The organism is Bombilactobacillus sp. ESL1197, assembly GCF_058107145.1.
Map to the genome: position 1 here is coordinate 291,166 of NZ_JBYLTY010000002.1, position 18,932 is coordinate 310,097.

Consider the following 18,932-nt stretch of genomic DNA (forward strand, 5'->3'; position numbering starts at 1 on the left):
ATAATTTACCTTTATGGATATAATTTTGGTGAGTCAAAGAGATTTTTTTATTTATTAATATTTAAGAATAGATAGTTAATTTTTCAGGAAATTGATTATATTTTAAATTCAAAATAATAAGAAATGAGGACAAGCTGATGAAATCAATAATAATAGCAGATGACTTGACTGGTTCTAACGTTTCAAATTCACTTTTAGCAAAAAATGGTTTGAAAGTTGGCACGATTGATACGATAGATAGTATTGAAAATTTTGAAGACTATGATGCACTGGGGTTGCATACGGATAGTCGTGGTGATGATTTTAAAGATGCTTACAGCAAAGTATATAAATATACAAAAAAAGTAAAAAATGATGAAGTTGTTTTTTACAATAAACGTATTGACTCTACTTTAAGAGGTAATATAGGTGCAGAAATAGACGGAATGTTGGATGCGTTGGGTGATGATGTAACTGCCATGGTTGTTCCCGCTTTTCCCAGCTCAGGTAAAATAGTTATTGGTAACTATGAGCTAGTTGACGGAGTAATGTTGGAAAATACTGATGTAAGAAATGATCCAACTAGTCCAGTATTGAGTTCCAGAGTAGCGGGTATTTTACAACAACAGTCAAATAAGCCAATTGGCGTTATTTCAATGGAATGTGTTCTGGAAGGAGTTGATACTATAAAAAATACCATTATAGATTTAATTTCTAATGGCACAAGAATTATAATGTTTGATTCTTGTACTAGTGAAGATATTGATACAATTGCTAAGGCTGTTATTGATTCTAAAGTTCCTTTTATTTCTGTAGACCCGGGTCCGTTTACGTGCTCATTACTAAAAGAAATTAGTCCCAAGAAATCTTATAAGGAAAAAAAGAAAGCGTTATATCTAATTGGAAGCGTTAGCGGTGTTGTAGAAGATCAAATAGCCCAATTTCGCGCGGAATATGCACCTTTTATTGTAAAACCGAATGCACGTAATTTTCTGTATGAAGATAAGAGAGAAGAAGAAATTTTAAAGGCAGTGAAAGAGGTAGTATCTCATCTAAATGAAAATTCACAGTTTTTGGTAGCTACAATGGTGGAGAAGAAAGACAAGATTGATCTAAAAGAAGAATCAAGGAAAGCTGGTCTAACAATTTCAACAGCTTCACAAAAAATTTGTAACTCTATGGCTGCGATAGGTTTCAATATTATTAAAAAATGTGGCGGCCAAATTGGTGGTGTGTATACTTCTGGTGGTGATGTGACTAAAGCGTTTTTACAAGAAAATGGAGCACAAGGAATTGAAATTAAAGATGAGATCGTTCCATTGGCTGTGTATGGAAGAGTTATTGGCGGAACTCTTGACAAAATGCCTATTATTACTAAAGGTGGTTTAATTGGAGATAAAACCACCCTTAATAAGTGTTCAAACTATCTTTCCACTAAAATTTCAAATTCGTTTTATGGGGAGGGATTAGCATGAGTAGCACAACACAAATGGTAATTGCTTTAATTGTATCCATTATAGTACTAGTACTATTACTTGTTAAATCCAAGTTGAATGCTTTTACGTCTTTAATCATTGGCGGACTTTTAACAGGTGTTTTAGGTGGATTGAATCCATTAAAAACAGTTGAAGCTTTAAAAAATGGCTTTGGAAATACTATGGCAAGTTTGGGTATTCTAATTGCTTTTGGTGTGATGATTGGCAAAATCTTGGAAGTTTCTGGTGCTACAGCTGTAATGGGCAAGAAACTTGTTAAAGTTTTGGGAAAAGGACACGAAGTGATGGCTATGATAATTACTGGTTTTATAACGTCGTTGGCTATCTTTTGTGTTCCCGCATTTTTAATGCTTTTTCCATTGGCTAAAGATGTATCTAAAAGAACTGGCACGAGCTTAACTTCTTTAGGTGTTGGACTTGCTGGCGGATTGCTTTGGAGTCATGAATTAGTTCCGCCTGCATCTGGTCCTTTAGGAGGAGCAGCGCTGTTTCATGCTAGTATTTCAGAAAATATGATTTTAGGCTTCCTTGTAGGTATTCCGTTAGCGATCTTTTTTAATTTTTATGCTAAATGGATTGGTAAAAAATATCATAGAATCGCTGAAGATGATGAAGAAGGCGAATTGGAAGAATCCAATACTGCAAAGGAACCGTCTTTTACTATAGCAATTATGCCTATCTTAATTCCGGTTGTACTTATTTTACTTGCTGGGGCACTTAAGGGAGTGGCTATGAATAAAGCCTTAAGTTCAGTAATTCAATTTATTGGAGCTCCAGTGGTTGCATTGGGATTAGGTTTATTGATCGGAGTATTTACTTTGCTTCGTGGTGTAGATAGAAAGAAAGTTTCTGCAGCTCTAGATGACGGAATTGTCAGCGGCGGCAAGACGTTGGTTCTGATTGCTGCTGGCGGAGCTTTAGGAAATGTTGTTAATCAAAGCGGTGCTGGTAAAGTTATTGCAGAAGGTGTTGCTCATACTGGGATACCTGCAATCTTAGTTCCATTTATAATTGCAAGTTTACTTCGTATTATTCAAGGTTCTGGAGCAGTTTCAATATTTACAACAGCTTCAATTACAGCTCCAATGGTAGCAACTTTGGGTATTAATCCTGTACTTGCTAATATAGCCGCTTGTATGGGCGCAATGGTGTTTTCTTATTTTAATGATAGTTATTTCTGGGCAATTAATGATTCCATTGGTGTTAAGGATACAAAAGAACAAATATGGACATGGTCCATTCCTACTACTGTTTGTTGGTTTATCGGTGGAATTGAAATATTAATTTTAAATATATTTATATAGCAAAATAAAAATGTAGAAAATTACAAATTAATGTGATAAACATTATGCTAATTTGTATTTTTTACATTTTATTTTTAGGATTTATCGTTTTGTGTCAAACGTTTAAATTATCATGAAAGTTTATAATATCTATTGTGTAGTGTAACTAAAAAATGGGAGGAACTTACAATGCAAAATATTGGCGTAATGGGAATGGCAGTTATGGGAAGAAATTTAGCTGTTAATATTAGTAAAAATGGTTATTCAGTCTCTGTTTATAATATTACAAGAAAAGAAACTGATGATTTAGTCTCACAGTTTAAAGGTAAAAAAATTGTCGGGACTTATGACTTACAAGAATTTGTCAATTCTTTAGAAAAACCTAGAAAAATTATTTTAATGATCAAAGCAGGTAAACCAGTTGATGAAGTTATTGAAAATATTAAAGGTTTACTGAGCAAGGGAGATATATTAATTGATGGGGGAAATTCTAATTTTAGAGATACAAATCGACGGAGTAAATATTTAACTAAAAGCGGAATTAATTACATTGGTATGGGCGTTTCTGGAGGTGAATTAGGTGCGTTACATGGTCCTTCTATTATGCCGGGCGGTGATAAAGAGGCCTATAAAAAAGTTAAGAGTATTTTAGAAAAAATATCTGCCAAAACAGAAGATAATAAACCTTGTGTTACGTATATTGGCCCAGAAGGTTCAGGCCATTATGTCAAAATGATTCATAACGGAATAGAATATGGAATTATGGAGAGTATTTCAGAAGTTTATTATTTAATGAGAAATGTTTTCAATATGAAAAATAGTGAAATGAGTGAAATTTTTGGTGAATGGAACGATGGTGAATTAAAAAGTTATCTAATTTCGATAACAAAAGATATTTTAGAAGCAAGAGACTCGAAAACGGGTAAATACATGCTTGATGTTATTTTAAACAAAGCAAGTTATAAAGGGACAGGTAATTGGATGGTTGAAGAAGCCATGCAGGTTGGAGCTCCAATATCTTTGATAACGTCTGCTGTTTTTGCACGTTTTATTTCAGATAAAGAATATACGTTAAAATTAAAACAAAGTAATCTTGATAGTTGTAGAATAAGCGATGATTTGATTCTGAAATTAGAGCAAAGTTTGTATTTGGCAACTATTGTTAGCTATGCACAAGGCTTTGAACAAATGAGTAAGGCAAGCCAAAAATATCGATGGAATTTAAAGTTAAAAAATATTGCACAGGTCTTTGAAGCAGGTTGTATTATTCAAGCAGATATCTTAAAAGATATTGAAAAAGCATATGAAAAAGATTCAGAAATTGATAATATCCTGTTAGATTCATATTTTAATACAAAAGTTGTTAAATATATTGATGCTTTGAGAGAAGTAGTTGAATTAGCCATTAAAAATCATTTACCAGTTCCTAGTTTAACTGCCGCTTTAAGTTATTTGGATTCAATTTCTAGAAATGACTTACCTGCTAATATGATTCAAGCTCAGAGGGATTACTTTGGGGCACATACTTTTCAGCGTAATGATGAATCTGGAACATTTCATAACGAATGGTACGAAGAAATTTAGTATTTTACTACACTGATATTTAAACGTAACTTATAAGAGGGTAACAAAATATTTATGAAAACTAGAAAAATTGTAATTGGTTCAGATCATGCAGGATTTAAATTGAAAAATAGTATTTTAGATTACGTAAAAGGTTTAGGATTAATTATTGATGATGTTGGTACCTATAGCTTAGAAAGTACTGATTATCCTAGGTATGGTAAGCTAGTTGGTGACAAAGTCTCTTCTGGCAAATATGATTTTGGCATTGCAATATGTGGTACAGGTGTTGGTATTGGCATTGCAGCAGGCAAAGTTAAAGGAATTCGAGTATGTACATGTAGTGAACCTTATAGTGCAATAATGTCAAGAAAACATAATAATGCCAATGTTTTAACCTTTGGCTCAAGAGTAGTCGGAGAAGAGTTAGCCAAATTAATTGTTAAGATGTGGCTTGAAACAGATTTTGAAGGTGAGAGGCATGCTAGAAGGGTTGCAGAATTGAATGCTGAAGATCAGAATGATGAGATTGAATTTGAGAGACTATTGAAAGAAAATTAGGGTTCTGAGATATATGATATAACCCTGAAAAATATGCAAATAAGTCATGAAAACTTAAAAATAATTGTAATTATATTTGCTATAAAATTAAGCGAAGCTAAACATGTAATAATGTTTAACTTCGCTTAATTGTTGCTTATCTAAATTTCGAGTTTGAGTGTGATTATTAAAATAATAATACTTTCACAGAGATATATTGTTTAGAGATTAATTATCTATAAAAGTCATTTATCATTATTTACCACTATAATTAGGGGCTTCATGAGTAATAGTTACATTATGAGGATGTGATTCAATTAAGCCCGCGTTAGTAATTTGAATAAACTGTGCATGATCAATTAAATCTTGAATGGTATGTGCCCCCACATAACCCATACCAGAACGCAAACCACCAGCAATCTGAAATAAGATATCTGCGACATCACCTTTATATTTGGTTTTACCTTCAATACCTTCCGGAACTAATTTTTTAGTTTCGTGAACATTACCTTGAAAATAGCGATCAGATGAGCCTTTTTGCATAGCAGCTAAGGAGCCCATACCACGATACGCCTTATATTGTTGCCCAGCAGCATCGCTAAAGATTTCTCCTGGAGCTTCTGTAGTGCCAGCTAACATACTGCCTAACATTACAGCATTACCACCCGCGGCTAAAGCTTTCACAACATCACCAGAGTATTTAATACCACCATCAGCAATAATTTGTTTACCCATTTTTTGTGCAACTTGCGCCGCATCAAAAATTGCAGTAATTTGCGGTACACCGACACCAGCGACCACACGAGTCGTACAGATAGATCCCGGACCAATCCCCACTTTAACTACATCAACGCCAGCATCAAATAAAGCTTGGGTACCACTAGCAGTGGCGACATTACCCGCAATGATGGTTAGATCTGGAAAGTGATTTTTAATTTCGGCAATTTTTTCTAAGACGCTTTTTGAGTGTCCATGGGCGGTATCGATCACAATGGCATCGACTCCTGCAGTTAACAACGCCTGTGTTCTGTCAAAAGTATCATTGGTGATTCCCACTGCAGCGGCGACTAATAAGTGTCCGCTTTCATCAACAGCTGCAGTTTTACTGGTGGCTAGTTCAGCCTTAACTGCTTGTACTTGCTGAGCTTGGCTTGGAATACTCATATTTTTATGAATAACACCTAGACCACCTTGTAAAGCCATGGCTTTGGCCATGGGTTCTTCTGTGACAGTATCCATTCCAGCACTTAAGATTGGTAAGTGTAATTTGAGATTATTTCCCAATTGAGTTTCCAACTTAACTTCACGTGGTAAAATATCACTAGCTGCTGGAACCAATAAAACATCATCAAAAGTTAAGCCTTGTTTTAAAAATTTTTCTTGTGCTTGCAACAAAATCCCTCCTATAAGAATTTGATTATGTAAATTGATATTAATTTACCATAAATTAAGGCTTTGTCAATTGTTGCTTCTTAATTTGAGATGAAATCGTCTTGTTTAAATGACTTTATTTTTAAAAAAGTTCATTGATTTTGCAAAATAGTTATAAATGCTATCTTGAATATGAATAATAAGTTCTAATTGCTCAGCTCTGAGTCAGCCGAACAGCGTAAAAAAGGATTGTTATTTAGTTTAAAAGATTATAAAATTTTATCTAGGACAAATTTAAAGAAAAGAAGGTGGTTAGTTTGGACCAAAAAACACGCTTACATAAAGCTATCTATAATTGGCAATTTAATGATCAAGGACAAATTCAAGCACCACGACAAGCTTTACCGTTAGAATTACAAAAAAGAAAACAATATTTTACACAATTTGCACAGTTGCAGCCGTTTACTTTGATGACCTATATTTTTCCAGAGCAAGAACAAATTACGGATATTAAAGACAGTTTTGAACGCAAATTTCACCAACCATGGTTAGAAGTAGACGAAGCTGTCTGGCAAATGAAAAATAGTGCTGATAGTTATCAATATGAACACGCAGTGTTGGTTGCAGTAATTGCTCATTATGTTACTTTGCGGGAAAATAAGTTTGTGCCACAAACTGCAGCTCAAAATCAGCTGTGGCAATCGATTATTTCTTGGCAACAAACTCCACAACAAGCGTTGATGTGTCCCAAAAGTCAATTACCAACGGTAATTCAACAGCGGATCAAAGCTTTAGCTCAAATTGCACCGACAGCTATGTCACCGTTTGAAGAACTCATGTATATTTGGCCAGATCCGCGACAAATCGAAATTACCAAAAAGTTTTTTGAACAGCGAACCCATCAAACTTGGCCGCCAGTAGCGCCGTTAATTAGTGCTTGGCGACAAAGTGAGTTATGTATTGATTACGAATTAGCCATCATGATGGCTGTGGTATTTGGCTTACAAGCCAAGGTTATTGCTTAAAGATTATTGAGGAAAAAGTCAATGTTAAAAAATCAACATATTACATTGTTTGTGACAGGTAGTATTGCGGCTTATCGGGCCTTAGAGTTGACCCGTCTGCTGATTAAACAACAAGCACAAGTCCAAGTAGTGTTAACTAAAGCTGCGGAGAAATTTGTTACCCCATTAAGTTTTCAAGTTTTAGCGCAGCGTCCGGTTTACACAGATATGTTTGATGCTACGGTTGATAAAGTTTTACACGTTCAATTAGCCCAATGGACGGACTTGGCAGTAGTGGTCCCGGCGAGCGCAGATTTGATTGCGAAAATGGCTATCGGTTTAGCAGATGATCTGGCTAGTTTGACCTTACTAGCGACTAAAGCACCTAAATTGGTAGTACCAGCCATGAATGATCAAATGTGGTTCAATCCAGCTACTCAGCGTAATTTACAAACCTTACAGGCTGATGGTGTACAAATAGTGGAACCCACGGTGGGTTTTTTAGCAGAAGGCTATCAAGGCAAGGGACACCTGGCTGAACCTGAGCAGATTATGGCTCAAATTCAAACTTTATTAACGCATTCAACTGCGTTAGCTGGTAAACACATTGTAGTAACAGCTGGCGGGACGCGCGAACGAATTGATCCAGTGCGCTTTTTAGCCAATGATTCATCCGGTAAAATGGGTTATGCGATTGCGCAAGCTTTAAGACAACGAGGAGCCACGGTAACTTTGATTAGCGGTCCAACTAAACTAGCTCCTGTTGCTGACGTTGATATGGTGGCAGTGCAAACCAGTGCGCAAATGCAAGCAGCAGTGTTAAAGCATTTTCCCGTAAGTGATGGCCTGGTGATGGCGGCGGCGGTGACTGATTTTCGTCCTGTTAACACTGCTAAACAAAAAATTAAAAAAACTGCCGCGCAAACTTGGACATTAGAATTAGAAAAAACTTCCGATATTTTACAAGCTGTCGCTCAAATTAAACAACCACAGCAAGTAACGGTCGGCTTTGCGGCAGAAACTCAGAATTTGCAGGCTAATGCGCAACATAAATTAGAGAGTAAACACTTAGATTTAGTGGTAGCTAATGATGTTTCTCAACCGGGAGTGGGTTTTAACGGGGATACCAATCAAGTGACCATGCTGCAAAAAAATCACGCCCCGATTACAACGGAGTTGTTATCTAAAACAGCCATTGCGGACTTGATTGTCGATCAGTTAGTCCGTTTGTTTCATGATAAACAGCACAATTAGTTAAAAATAAAAAAGCAGGAATACTCTGAATCCATTGGCAGTTCTGGGATTCAGTCAATCCTGCTTTTTTTATTTCTATATAGATAGTTGGTACCTAGAGTTTAAAGTCCGTGATGGAGTCTACCACTTCAGGATCGCGATGATCGAAAAATAAGCTTTGATTGGTGTCAAGTTGCTGAAGTTGTTGGAATTCAGTAGCGGTTAGTTCAAAGTCCCAAATATCTAAGTTTTCTTGCATTCGTTCTGGATGGGTGGATTTAGGAATAATAATGACTCCCATTTGAGTTAAATAACGTAAAGCCACTTGCGCTGCAGTTTTATGGTGGTTAGATCCAATTTGAATTAAAGTTTCATTGTGAAAGAAGTTATTGCGGCCTTCAGCAAAGGGCCCCCAAGACTCTAATTTAGTACCGTGTTGTTTTAAATAAGGTCGTTCCGCTTGTCGCTGATAAAAGACATGGGTTTCCAATTGATTGACGGCTGGTACGACTTGATTAAACTTAACTAAATCCACGTAACGATCAGCGTAAAAATTAGATACGCCAATTGCCCGGATCTTACCGGCTTGATATAAGTCTTCCAGGGCGCGGTAAGCACCATAATAATCATTATAAGCTTGATGTAGTAATACCAAGTCTAAATAGTCGGTTTGTAATTTGTTTAATGAATCTTCCACGGAAGACTTGGTCTTATCATAACCGTAATTTGAAACCCAAACCTTAGTTGTTAAAAAAATATCTTGGCGATTAATGGGGCTGTCTTTAATAGCTTGGCCCACCGCCTGCTCATTGTGGTAGGCTTGCGCCGTGTCGATTGCCCGATAACCAATGTCTAAAGCAGATTGGACTGCTTGTTGAGTTGCTTCATTAGCAATTTGGTAAACCCCAAAACCTTCCTGTGGCATTTGTACACCGTTATTTAAAGTGATTTTAGGTATATCAGTCATTTTGAAACCTCCTTTAATTAGTTGTATAGTTATCTTACTACCTTCGAGTAACACGAATGCAAGACTTTAATTAAGGGGAATAGCTATGTTGTTAACAGTTAAACAAGTTGCGAAAAAATTAAACTTAAGTGAATATACCATCCGTTTTTACACTGACCGGGGATTAGTTCCGACCGTGCAACGTGATCATTTAAATCGGCGTTTATTTGATCAAGCTTCATTAAACTGGTTGCAAGGTTGCCATTATTTAAGACAATCCGGACTGAGTGTAGCGACAGTTAAACAGTATGTTGATTTATGTCTACAAGGTTCGCAAACCATACCGCAACGTTACGAATTGATTCAACAACAATATCTGAAGACCCAAGAACAATTAGTTGAAACGAAGCAACGGCTACAGTATTTAGAACACAAAAAAGAAATTTACGCACAGTCTTTAAAAAATCCGCAGCAAGATCAATTAAATCCAAAAACATGGGCTTAATTAAGATTGAATATTTAAATTGGAAGAAGAATTAATATGAAACACCAAAAGATTTTAACAGTACTATTGAGCAGCCTGGTCTTTATGATCATTGCCTTTAATCACGACCAACAGCCAGTCCAAGCTGCTGATTTTAATTATCCAGTCGCGACTGCCACTCAACAACCGACGACACCATTGTTTGATCGTAAAGGCGATAAGTTAAGTAAAACCGTTGCTGCCCAGACCTCTTGGCGCGTGGGTGATATTCAAGTCATTAATGGTCAGAAAATGTATTTGATTGGTCCTAATTTGTGGCTACCAAGTTCCAGTAGTACCAATAACTTTGTTCCTAGTCAGTATGCCTATCATGTTGCGCGCGTCATTACGCCTAAGAAAAAAGTAGCTGCTTTATATGACAACCAAGGACAAAAAGTATTACGGCAAACCGTAGCCAATTTTTCTGATTGGAAAGTAGGCCATATTAAAACTATCCGTAATCAAACTTACTATCAAATTGCTGCTAACGACTGGCTCAATGCGCAGGATGTTTATGTGAACTTTGCAACTACTAATAATATGTCGCCCATCACCGTGGTGACTGATAATTCACAGGCTCATTCCACGGCAACGGCTAACCAAGAAGCCCAACAAGATTTTGACGCTAGTGTGGTTAAGGAGGCCATGCTACAAGAGTTAAATCGTTTACGATCTCTAAATAATTTAGCCAGTTTACAGGAAAATACCGCATTAACACAGTTTTCTATGCAGCGGGCCCAAATTTTAGCAGCTAAGGGGCAATTAGATGACCATGATGGATGGTATGAAAATGTGTATCCGCAAAATTCCTATGCTTTAATGGGTGAAAATCTTGATCAAAATGAACTACAGGCTACACCGCAACAAGATGCCATTTTAGCAACTAGCGATTTCTTTCATGAGTATTACAGCACTAATGATGGTCACCGCAAAAATATGCTGAGCCCATTTTATACGCAAGTCGGTATTGGTGTGGCTATCGATTCGACGGGACTGATGTATACCGTACAAACATTTGCCACGCCACAAACAGATTTTGATTATACTGAAGTGACAGCAGTTAATAACTATAATAATGCTCCTGCTCCACAAGGAAAATATGATCATTAAATGTTTACGATAAATCATTTTCCCAAGTTGTGTTCGGATCTTCAGCAATTAAAGAGGGGGATTTAGTTGAACCACTTGTTGTAACAAAATGCAATTTCACAACTTTATAATATAAACAAAAGGCCTATGAATCTAACTGTTCGTAGGCCATTTTTTTAATTAAGTTAGCGTGTTGGGGATATTGTTTAATTAATTCTTGTTGAGTAAATAATTCAAAATCTCGCTCATCATAACCAGGAGCGACGACACAACTAACCAAACTGAATCCTTGCTCGACACTGGAACCAAAAATCGTATTTTTAGGTACTGTATATGATAATTGTTGGCCGTGTTGAATGTCCGGACCAATCTTAAGCAATTGGTAACTCCCATCAGGGAATAAGCAATGGACATCTAAAGCATCACCTAGATGATAGTACCAAGTTTCATCGGATTTTAATCGGTGCAAATGCGAAGGATTATTGGCCGTTAATAAAAATAAAATCGAAGTATATAAGGCGCGTTGACCCTGGGGAGTGGAGATTAATTGTGAGCTTCTTTGAGTTTCTTTAAAGTAACCTCCTTCAGGATGGGGAATTAAATTTAAAGCAGTTTTAATTGTAGAAATGTTTAATGACAAGTGACAAACGTCCTTTCTGAAATTTAATTAGTAGTAATAAGAACATTCTAACAAGAAATCAAAGCCGTGAAAAATAATTATTAGTAATCGAATGTGAAAGACTTGCTATGAAGTAAACTTCAGGGTTTACAATCAATAACAATCTACAGGAGAGGAGAACAATTAAGTAATGACCAAATTATTAGCTAATAAAGTCGCGTTGGTGACTGGAGGTAATTCTGGCATTGGTTTAGCAACAGCACAAGCTTTAGTTGAAGCAGGAGCCTTCGTTTATATTACGGGTAGAAGAGAACCAGTTCTCCAACAAGCTGTGCAACAACTTGGTAAAAACAGTGCTTGTGTTCGGGCGGATGTTAGTGTATTTGATGATATGCAACGAGTTGCGCAAACTATTCAAGAACAAGCGGGCCAATTAGACATTGTTTTCGCCAATGCGGGTGTAGGTCAATATATTGCTTTAGGAAAAATGACTTCCAAGCAAATTGATCAAGTTTTAAACACGAACGTCAAAGGAACGATTTTAACAGTGCAAGCCGTCTTACCATTATTGACGACAGGCGCTTCAATTATTTTAAATACGTCAGTTACCGCTAATTTAGGAATTCAGAATTTTAGTTTATATGCCGCTTCTAAAGCTGCAGTGCGTTCTTTTATTCATAGTTGGACGGCTGATTTACAAGACCGGCAAATTCGCGTTAATGCTGTTAGTCCAGGGGTAGTCCCCACACCAGCAGCGACCGGAGAATTGGGACGCTCACCGCAACAAGAACAGGCTAAACAACAACACCGCGCCCAGTTAACGCCCTTAAAGCGCGTAGGCCAAGTTGAAGATATTAGTCAAGCGGTGCTCTTTTTAGCTAGTGATCAAAGTGCCTTTATTACTGGTACAGAAATCACGGTTGATGGCGGTTTATCAGCTGTATTTGCCAATGAATTATAAATTTTAATCAATAAAAAGAGGAGTTTCAACTATGAAAACACGCATTTTAGGACGAGATTTACGCGTTCCAGCAATTGGCTTGGGAATTATGGGCATGGATCATGCTTACGGTCCGCAAGCAGATCGCCAACAAATGATCGAATTAATTCGGCGTTCAGTTGAGCTAGGGGGTAATTTCTTTGATACAGCGCCAGTTTATGGCCCAGGTAATGAAAAATTATTGGGAGCGGCTCTAAAGCCGATTCGCAATCAAGCCATCATTGCCACGAAGTTTGGCATCACGGGACAAAAAGTCATTGATGGTCAGCCAACGAATGTTTTGGACAGTCAACCGGACTCAATTCATCAGCAAGTGGAACAATCACTTAAACGCTTACAAACAGACCATATTGATTTGTTGTACCAACATCGTGTTGATCCTAACGTTGCTCCAGAAACAGTGGCGGAAGTTATGAATGACTTAATTAAAGAAGGTAAGATTTTACATTGGGGTGTGTCCAATGCACCGATAGATTATATTAAGCGAGCACATCAAGTTTCACCTTTAACTGCCATGGAAAATCAGTATTCAATGGTTTATCGTAAGCCAGAAACAGAATTGTTTGCTTTGTGTGAACAATTAGGTATTGGCTTTGTGGCTTACAGTCCGTTAGGCAACGGCTTTTTAAGTGGCAAGTATCAACCAGGTGAAAAATATGCCGCAGGTGATTTTCGAAATACGATGAGTCGCTTTAAACCAGAAGTCATGAAACAAAATCAAGTCGTTTTAGACTTGTTACAACAATTAGCGGCACAAAAGCATGCGACTTCTGCGCAAATAGTTTTAGCTTGGGAAATTGCGCAAAAAGATTATATTGTTCCCATTCCCGGTACCACCAAAATGAAACGTTTGGCAGAAAACTTAGGTGCAAGTGAAGTGGAATTATCAACTAGTGAAATGCAACAAATTAATCATGAATTAGATCAAATGAATATTAATGAAGCGCATTTTTAGAGGATAATGAGTAAAGGGATCCCTAGATCATTAGTTGCTTGTGTTATGATAGATATATTAATGATTGGTGGTTAGTCAAATGAACATAAAACAAGTCAGTCAAAAAACTGGCGTCAATATTGATACAATTCGTTATTGGGAAAAAGTGGGGGCTATTCCGCCAGTTACTAGAAAGAATAATCACTACCGTGATTATCAAACCGAAGATGTTAATTGGATTTATTTGGCTAAACAGTTTCGCGCTGCGGGAATTTCCTTGAAAGCGCTCATTGAATATGTTGATTTATTTTTTCAGGGGAAGCAAACCATTCCTCAACGTAAACAAATTTTAATCAAGCAACGCGATGAATTGGGCCAAAAGATTCAACGGATGCAGGCCACTTATCAACGACTCGATCAAAAAATTGATGGTTATGAGCAACGTTTATTAAAGTATGAAAATGATAAACTACGAACTCCTAAAGAGTAATAGTTAGTTTCGAAAAACTTAAATTGATGGATTTAAAAAGACTAGAACCATGAAGTCCGGACAATAAATTGATGCTTACATTTTGTCCCAGCTTCGGTGCTAGTCTTTTTATTTTTTAGCATGAAAAACATTAAGCATGTGTTGAAAACGCCAATCACTCAGCCGGTATAAAACTTGCATAATCCCACCTAAGAAGAGCAGTAAAATTAATAACCAGAAAAAGATCCAATTTAATTTAATTTCAAATAATTCCCATAATTCATAACTGGATTGGATACTATTTAATAAACCAGCCAACGCTACATACCACCAAGCAGTAGCTTTATTTAAAAAATTCATAGCTTCATGAAATTCATTTTCATCATGAACTGCTTGACGTAAAATAGTAGTGCCCCGTTTTTTTTCTAACCAAATTTTGTAAGGTGGAATTAACCACCATAAAGGCGATATTTTCTTAACATTAATGGAAATTTCACGGTAATTTGCCAAAAATTTACGATAATCTTGTAATTCCAAGCCGGCTTGATAAACCGGGTAAATAAACAGAAACCAATCACCTACAAAAGCTAAACAAGTTGTTAATAAATGCATATTAATCTCCCCAACGATAATTTACTACGATTACTGGTTAGTATCTTAAACTTTGCATATAGGAAATGCAATCGTTGCTGTCATTGCATTTGAAAGACGGAGTGTCAAACTAAAATAGGAGTATTGTTAAATAAAGGAGCAATCATCATGGATTATGTCGTGGGGTTAGATATTGGAACTACAAGTACTAAAGGTGTTTTATATGACAGGACAGGACTAATAGTTAGTCAAGCTCATCAGGGCTATCCTTTATATCGTGAAGCTAATGGTTTAGCCGAAGAAGATCCTGAAATTATCTTTCAGGCAGTAGTGACAGTTTTACAGACCATTTTTACAGCAGTGAACAATAAGCAAGACATTCAAGCGATCGCTTTCTCGAGTGCTAATCAGAGTCTCATAGCTTTAGATCAATATCATCAACCATTAACGCGAATTATGACCTGGAATGACACGCGCGCTAGTAAATATGCCCAACAACTCAAAACGTCTTTACAGGGTACTAAAATTTATGAACGAACGGGAACGCCGCTGCATCCGATGTCTTTATTATGTAAACTTTTGTGGTTGAAAGAAGAACAACCGCAAATCTTTCAGCAGGCCCGCTATTATTGCGGCATTAAAGAATATGTTTTGTATCGTTTGTGTGGCGTTTGGCAAATGGATCTTTCTGTTGCGAGTTGTACTGGTTTATTTAACATTCAACAACAACAATGGGACCAAACAGCATTACACTTAGCGGGGATTAGGCAAAATCAGTTGCCACCAATCGTTGCTGCAGAAACGCAGTTTGCCGGTTTAAAGCAACAATATGCGCAAATTATTGGCTGTCCAGCTGATGTAATCTTTGTGCAAGGGGCTTTTGATGGGGCGTTATCTAATTTGGGAGTGGGCGCCTTAGATGAACACAGTGTCGCCATGACTATTGGGACTTCAGGAGCGGTTCGCATATTAACCAACCACCCCGTCATTGATTCTCAGCAACGATTATTTTGTTATTTATTGGATGCGAGCCATTATGTAGTTGGCGGTCCGGTAAATAACGGTGGCAATATCTGGCAGTGGGCCCGGGATAACTTATTGGATATGAAGGCTGACGAAAAGTTGGATTCCTATGCTTTATTGATGCAGATTGCTGCTACAGTACCAGTGGGAGCGAACGGTTTATTATTTCTGCCTTTTTTAAATGGTGAACGAGCTCCGCTTTGGAACGCGCAAGCACGAGGTTCTTTTGTCGGATTAAATGCTTTGCATACGCGATCTGATATGATTCGAGCAGTTTTAGAAGGCATTGTTTATAATTTGTATAGTGTTTATCAGGCAGTGAGTGAAGTCGGTGTTACTTCGCAACAAATCATTCTCACAGGGGGCTTTGTTCAGTCTAACTTAGGTTGTCAAATTGTGGCGGACGTCTTTGATCAACCAGTTGCTGTACCGTTGGCTTTTGAATCTTCATGCTTAGGAGCCGCTGTTATGGCAATGAAGTCATTAGGATGGGTGCCTGATTTTTCAGCGGTAACCCAGTTTGTTGGTCCCATGAAAATTTATAGGCCAATTAAGGATCATGTTGCTGTTTATCAAGAGCTCTTTCCAATTTATCAACGAGTAAGTGCTCAATTACAATCAGAATATGCTGATCTTGCACAATTTCAAATTAGACACGCTCTTACTTCAGATTAAGCTTAAAAAATGGTGAGTATTTAATTTCTAAGCAACTTTTGGTGCACCGCAAGCAGAATATGTTCGCTTAAATTGACAAAAATTTTTTGGTCACGTCATTTTGACTAAAAAACTACCGTTACAATTTAATGTAACTGGTAGTTTAGTAGTTTATACTCAATTAAAAATTAAAAGATTAATTGATAACCGATTTGGTAATTTTTTGTTTCATTGGGTTGAATTAATATTGCATCTTCGACGTGCTCGTTTTGGCTGCTAGGTAGGGTTTCGGGTTCCAGTGCTAATCCTAAATAGGGAATACCTACGCCATTAGTGCGAGTTAAATTCATGTGCTCTTTGGTAAAGCTGTTGGCACTAAAGACAACTAAACCGTTTCTTTGGGAAAATAATTGAATCTGACATTGATTATTGGGGGCTGTTAATTCGGCGATTTTTTGTTCAGCGTCTGGCTGCACAATAAAAAGATCGTCGAAGCCTTTTTCAGCAGTCGTTTGTAATTGCGCAATGGCTGTTTTGAGTAAGTGTGGTGTTTGAAAGTCAAAGGGAGTCTGAGCAGTCGGTTGGAGACGACCAGTAGGAATTTTCTGGGAATCTAATTGCAGGACATGCTGACTATTGATTTGAAGTGTATGGTCTAAAATAGAATTAGTGGTTCCTAGGTTAAAATAAAGATGCATGGTCGGATTGAACACACTCAGTTGGTCACTGTGGGCTTGAAAGTTAATGTTAATTCGGTTGGTGTTGGTTAAGCTATAAGTGATTTGAACTTGTAAATTACCCGGGAAACCATCAGTTTGGCTTAGTTGGTGATGCTGCAGAACAATTTGGGGTTCGGAAGCATTAGTTTGAATTTGTCCGTGCCAAAACTGAGAATTGAAACCGTGGGGACCGCCATGTAAGGTGGTTGTCTTTTCATTAGTAGGTAATTGCACCGTTTGGCCTGCTAAATGTAAAAGGCCATCTTTGATGCGCCCTGCTGTTCGTCCAATGGCCATTCCCAGATAAAAGGGATTGGCTAAGTAATCTTTAGTGTGTGGATAATTTAAAATGAGATTTTGCCCGTTTGGTAAAGTGATTTCATAAACTAAAGCACCAAAGTCTAAAACTGATAAACGGACGCCGTTTTGATTAGTTAATGAAAATTTAGTAACGGGTTGATCTTGATAGTAATCAAATAAAGTTTGTGTCGTTTGAAAACTTGTTTGCTTTTGTGACATGGGAAACCTCCTGAAAAATTTAATTGAGATTTACAACTAGTTATTTTAAAATAAAACGGATTAATTAGTGCAATCCAAAATTTGCTATGATTGTCAAAAATGAAGATTAAAAAAGAGGTGGTAATAATGACTAATAAGTACCAGCAGGTGCATGATCAATTAAAAGCTGCTATTTTAACCGGTCAATATGCGGTTGATGAAAAATTGCCAACAGAAACGCAATTGATGCAAACTTTTCGAGTTTCACGTTACACTATCCGTCGAGCCATGACTGAGTTACAACAACAGCATTTAGTTTATAAGGTTCAAGGTGGTGGCACCTTTGTTCAAGATTGGCAAAAGAATTGGCGAACTAGTGCTGATAGTAAATTGATTGGCGTGATTACCACCCATATTGCAGATTATATTTTTCCCAGAATTATTTCTGGAATTGATCGGATTCTATCACAAGCCGGCTATTCTCTACTAATTGGCAATACTCACAATACTTATACCAAAGAACGGCAAAGTTTAATCAAATTGCTGGATGCACAGGTTGCAGGACTAATTATTGAGCCAACGCAAAGTGCTTTGCCGAATGCCAATTTGGATTTATATGAAAAAATCCAGGCTCAACATATTCCAACATTATTTATTAATGCTACTTATCCAGAAATGACATTTCCCAGTTTAACTATGGCGGATAGTGCCGCAGAAGAGCAATTGGTAGAGTATTTGTTGTCGTTAGGACATCGTAGTATTTTAGGGGTATTTAAAGTTGATGATCAACAAGGTGTCGAACGGATGCAAGGTTTTATTCGTGCTTACCAAAAGCACCCCCAGTTTGCTTATCAAAGTAATCTCATTATGTATCAATCACAAGATGAGATTACTAAAATTTTGCAACGCATTGATAGTAATTTAGCATTAGCACATGCACCGACCGCTATTGCTTGTTACAATGATGAATTAGCAATTCAGCTAATTGATTATCTGCGTACCAAACATTTACGAGTTCCACAAGATTACTCAGTTGTGGGTTTTGATGATTATCAAATGTCAGAATACTTAAATCCGGCTTTAACAACTGTTAAGCATGAAAAAGAACAAATGGGTGAAGATGCTGGTAAAATGCTATTACAATTACTACAAAAGAAAACTGTCCAATCTGTTCAATACCATCCACGCTTAATCAAGCGGCAATCTGTTACAACAATAGCACCTGATAAACAGTAAGGTCTTCGGGCTTTACTGTTTATTTTGTTTTTGGCTATTGAAAGCATCATGGTAAGCGCTATCTAAACATTAGTATATTATTCCGGATAAATCAAGCTTTGATTTTTAAGCCTTTACTATATTTAACTTTGCTAAAAAAACATTAAAATCAAAAAATGGTAC

Annotated in this window: 18 protein-coding genes; 13 read left to right on the forward strand and 5 right to left on the reverse strand. The window is 36.9% G+C overall.

Going from position 1 to position 18,932, the window contains the following annotated elements; all coding sequences use genetic code 11:
• Positions 1–137 precede the first annotated feature (137 nt).
• From AC3B6B_RS07055 to rpiB, 4 genes are all read left to right on the forward strand, one after another.
• Positions 138–1,454, forward strand: coding sequence for a four-carbon acid sugar kinase family protein (locus AC3B6B_RS07055; RefSeq protein ID WP_489757985.1), 1,317 nt, complete (start codon positions 138–140; stop codon positions 1,452–1,454).
• Positions 1,451–2,779 (forward strand): GntP family permease, encoded by a 1,329-nt coding sequence (locus AC3B6B_RS07060; RefSeq protein ID WP_489757986.1) that lies wholly within the window; start codon positions 1,451–1,453, stop codon positions 2,777–2,779. The genes AC3B6B_RS07055 and AC3B6B_RS07060 overlap by 4 nt, the downstream gene beginning before the upstream one ends.
• A 168-nt stretch (positions 2,780–2,947) precedes the next feature.
• Positions 2,948–4,342 carry an NADP-dependent phosphogluconate dehydrogenase gene (gene gndA / locus AC3B6B_RS07065; protein WP_489757987.1) on the forward strand — a complete coding sequence of 465 codons (1,395 nt, stop codon included), beginning with the start codon at positions 2,948–2,950 and terminating at the stop codon, positions 4,340–4,342.
• Between the two features lie 54 nt (positions 4,343–4,396).
• Positions 4,397–4,882: a ribose 5-phosphate isomerase B gene (gene rpiB, locus AC3B6B_RS07070; RefSeq protein WP_489757988.1), complete on the forward strand. Its 486-nt coding sequence runs from the start codon at positions 4,397–4,399 to the stop codon at positions 4,880–4,882.
• Positions 4,883–5,116: 234 nt separating this feature from the next.
• Here the strand turns inward: rpiB and guaB are convergent, their stop codons facing one another.
• The gene (gene guaB, locus AC3B6B_RS07075) at positions 5,117–6,256 is read right to left on the reverse strand and encodes an IMP dehydrogenase (RefSeq protein ID WP_489757989.1); all 1,140 of its coding nucleotides are present in this window, start codon (positions 6,254–6,256) and stop codon (positions 5,117–5,119) included.
• Positions 6,257–6,549: 293 nt separating this feature from the next.
• On the opposite strand from guaB, the gene AC3B6B_RS07080 reads away from it, so the two are divergent.
• A complete protein-coding gene (locus AC3B6B_RS07080) occupies positions 6,550–7,257 on the forward strand; it encodes a hypothetical protein (RefSeq protein ID WP_489757990.1) in 708 nt (235 codons plus the stop codon).
• A 21-nt stretch (positions 7,258–7,278) separates the two neighbouring features.
• Entirely contained in the window at positions 7,279–8,490 is a 1,212-nt protein-coding gene (coaBC, locus tag AC3B6B_RS07085; protein ID WP_489757991.1) for a bifunctional phosphopantothenoylcysteine decarboxylase/phosphopantothenate--cysteine ligase CoaBC, read from the forward strand.
• A 94-nt stretch (positions 8,491–8,584) separates the two neighbouring features.
• Here coaBC and AC3B6B_RS07090 read toward each other — a convergent pair whose 3' ends face one another.
• A complete protein-coding gene (locus tag AC3B6B_RS07090) occupies positions 8,585–9,436 on the reverse strand; it encodes an aldo/keto reductase (protein WP_489757992.1) in 852 nt (283 codons plus the stop codon).
• A gap of 85 nt (positions 9,437–9,521) precedes the next feature.
• On the opposite strand from AC3B6B_RS07090, the gene AC3B6B_RS07095 reads away from it, so the two are divergent.
• Both AC3B6B_RS07095 and AC3B6B_RS07100 read left to right on the forward strand, forming a co-directional pair.
• Entirely contained in the window at positions 9,522–9,920 is a 399-nt protein-coding gene (locus tag AC3B6B_RS07095) for a MerR family transcriptional regulator (protein WP_489757993.1), read from the forward strand.
• A 36-nt stretch (positions 9,921–9,956) separates the two neighbouring features.
• Positions 9,957–11,048: a CAP domain-containing protein gene (locus tag AC3B6B_RS07100; RefSeq protein ID WP_489757994.1), complete on the forward strand. Its 1,092-nt coding sequence runs from the start codon at positions 9,957–9,959 to the stop codon at positions 11,046–11,048.
• Between the two features lie 124 nt (positions 11,049–11,172).
• On the opposite strand, the gene AC3B6B_RS07105 is transcribed toward AC3B6B_RS07100, so the two are convergent.
• A complete protein-coding gene (locus tag AC3B6B_RS07105; protein WP_489757995.1) occupies positions 11,173–11,667 on the reverse strand; it encodes a cupin domain-containing protein in 495 nt (164 codons plus the stop codon).
• Between the two features lie 169 nt (positions 11,668–11,836).
• Between AC3B6B_RS07105 and AC3B6B_RS07110 the strand changes: the two genes are divergently transcribed.
• The 3 genes from AC3B6B_RS07110 to AC3B6B_RS07120 all read left to right on the forward strand — a co-directional run bounded on the left by AC3B6B_RS07110 (position 11,837) and on the right by AC3B6B_RS07120 (position 14,070).
• Positions 11,837–12,607, forward strand: coding sequence for an SDR family oxidoreductase (locus tag AC3B6B_RS07110; RefSeq protein WP_489757996.1), 771 nt, complete (start codon positions 11,837–11,839; stop codon positions 12,605–12,607).
• A 31-nt stretch (positions 12,608–12,638) separates the two neighbouring features.
• On the forward strand, positions 12,639–13,601 hold the full coding sequence (locus AC3B6B_RS07115; RefSeq protein WP_489757997.1) for an aldo/keto reductase: 963 nt from the start codon (positions 12,639–12,641) through the stop codon (positions 13,599–13,601).
• 79 nt (positions 13,602–13,680) lie between these two features.
• Complete coding sequence (locus AC3B6B_RS07120; protein WP_489757998.1) at positions 13,681–14,070, forward strand: MerR family transcriptional regulator; 390 nt, start codon at positions 13,681–13,683, stop codon at positions 14,068–14,070.
• A gap of 108 nt (positions 14,071–14,178) precedes the next feature.
• Here AC3B6B_RS07120 and AC3B6B_RS07125 read toward each other — a convergent pair whose 3' ends face one another.
• Complete coding sequence (locus AC3B6B_RS07125) at positions 14,179–14,661, reverse strand: hypothetical protein (RefSeq protein ID WP_489757999.1); 483 nt, start codon at positions 14,659–14,661, stop codon at positions 14,179–14,181.
• 147 nt (positions 14,662–14,808) lie between these two features.
• Between AC3B6B_RS07125 and AC3B6B_RS07130 the strand changes: the two genes are divergently transcribed.
• A complete protein-coding gene (locus AC3B6B_RS07130) occupies positions 14,809–16,338 on the forward strand; it encodes a gluconokinase (protein WP_489758000.1) in 1,530 nt (509 codons plus the stop codon).
• 167 nt (positions 16,339–16,505) lie between these two features.
• Here AC3B6B_RS07130 and AC3B6B_RS07135 read toward each other — a convergent pair whose 3' ends face one another.
• Positions 16,506–17,555, reverse strand: a complete 1,050-nt coding sequence (locus tag AC3B6B_RS07135; RefSeq protein ID WP_489758001.1) for an aldose epimerase family protein — start codon at positions 17,553–17,555, stop codon at positions 16,506–16,508.
• Between the two features lie 126 nt (positions 17,556–17,681).
• Between AC3B6B_RS07135 and AC3B6B_RS07140 the strand changes: the two genes are divergently transcribed.
• Positions 17,682–18,770, forward strand: coding sequence for a GntR family transcriptional regulator (locus tag AC3B6B_RS07140; RefSeq protein WP_489758002.1), 1,089 nt, complete (start codon positions 17,682–17,684; stop codon positions 18,768–18,770).
• Positions 18,771–18,932 lie beyond the last annotated feature (162 nt).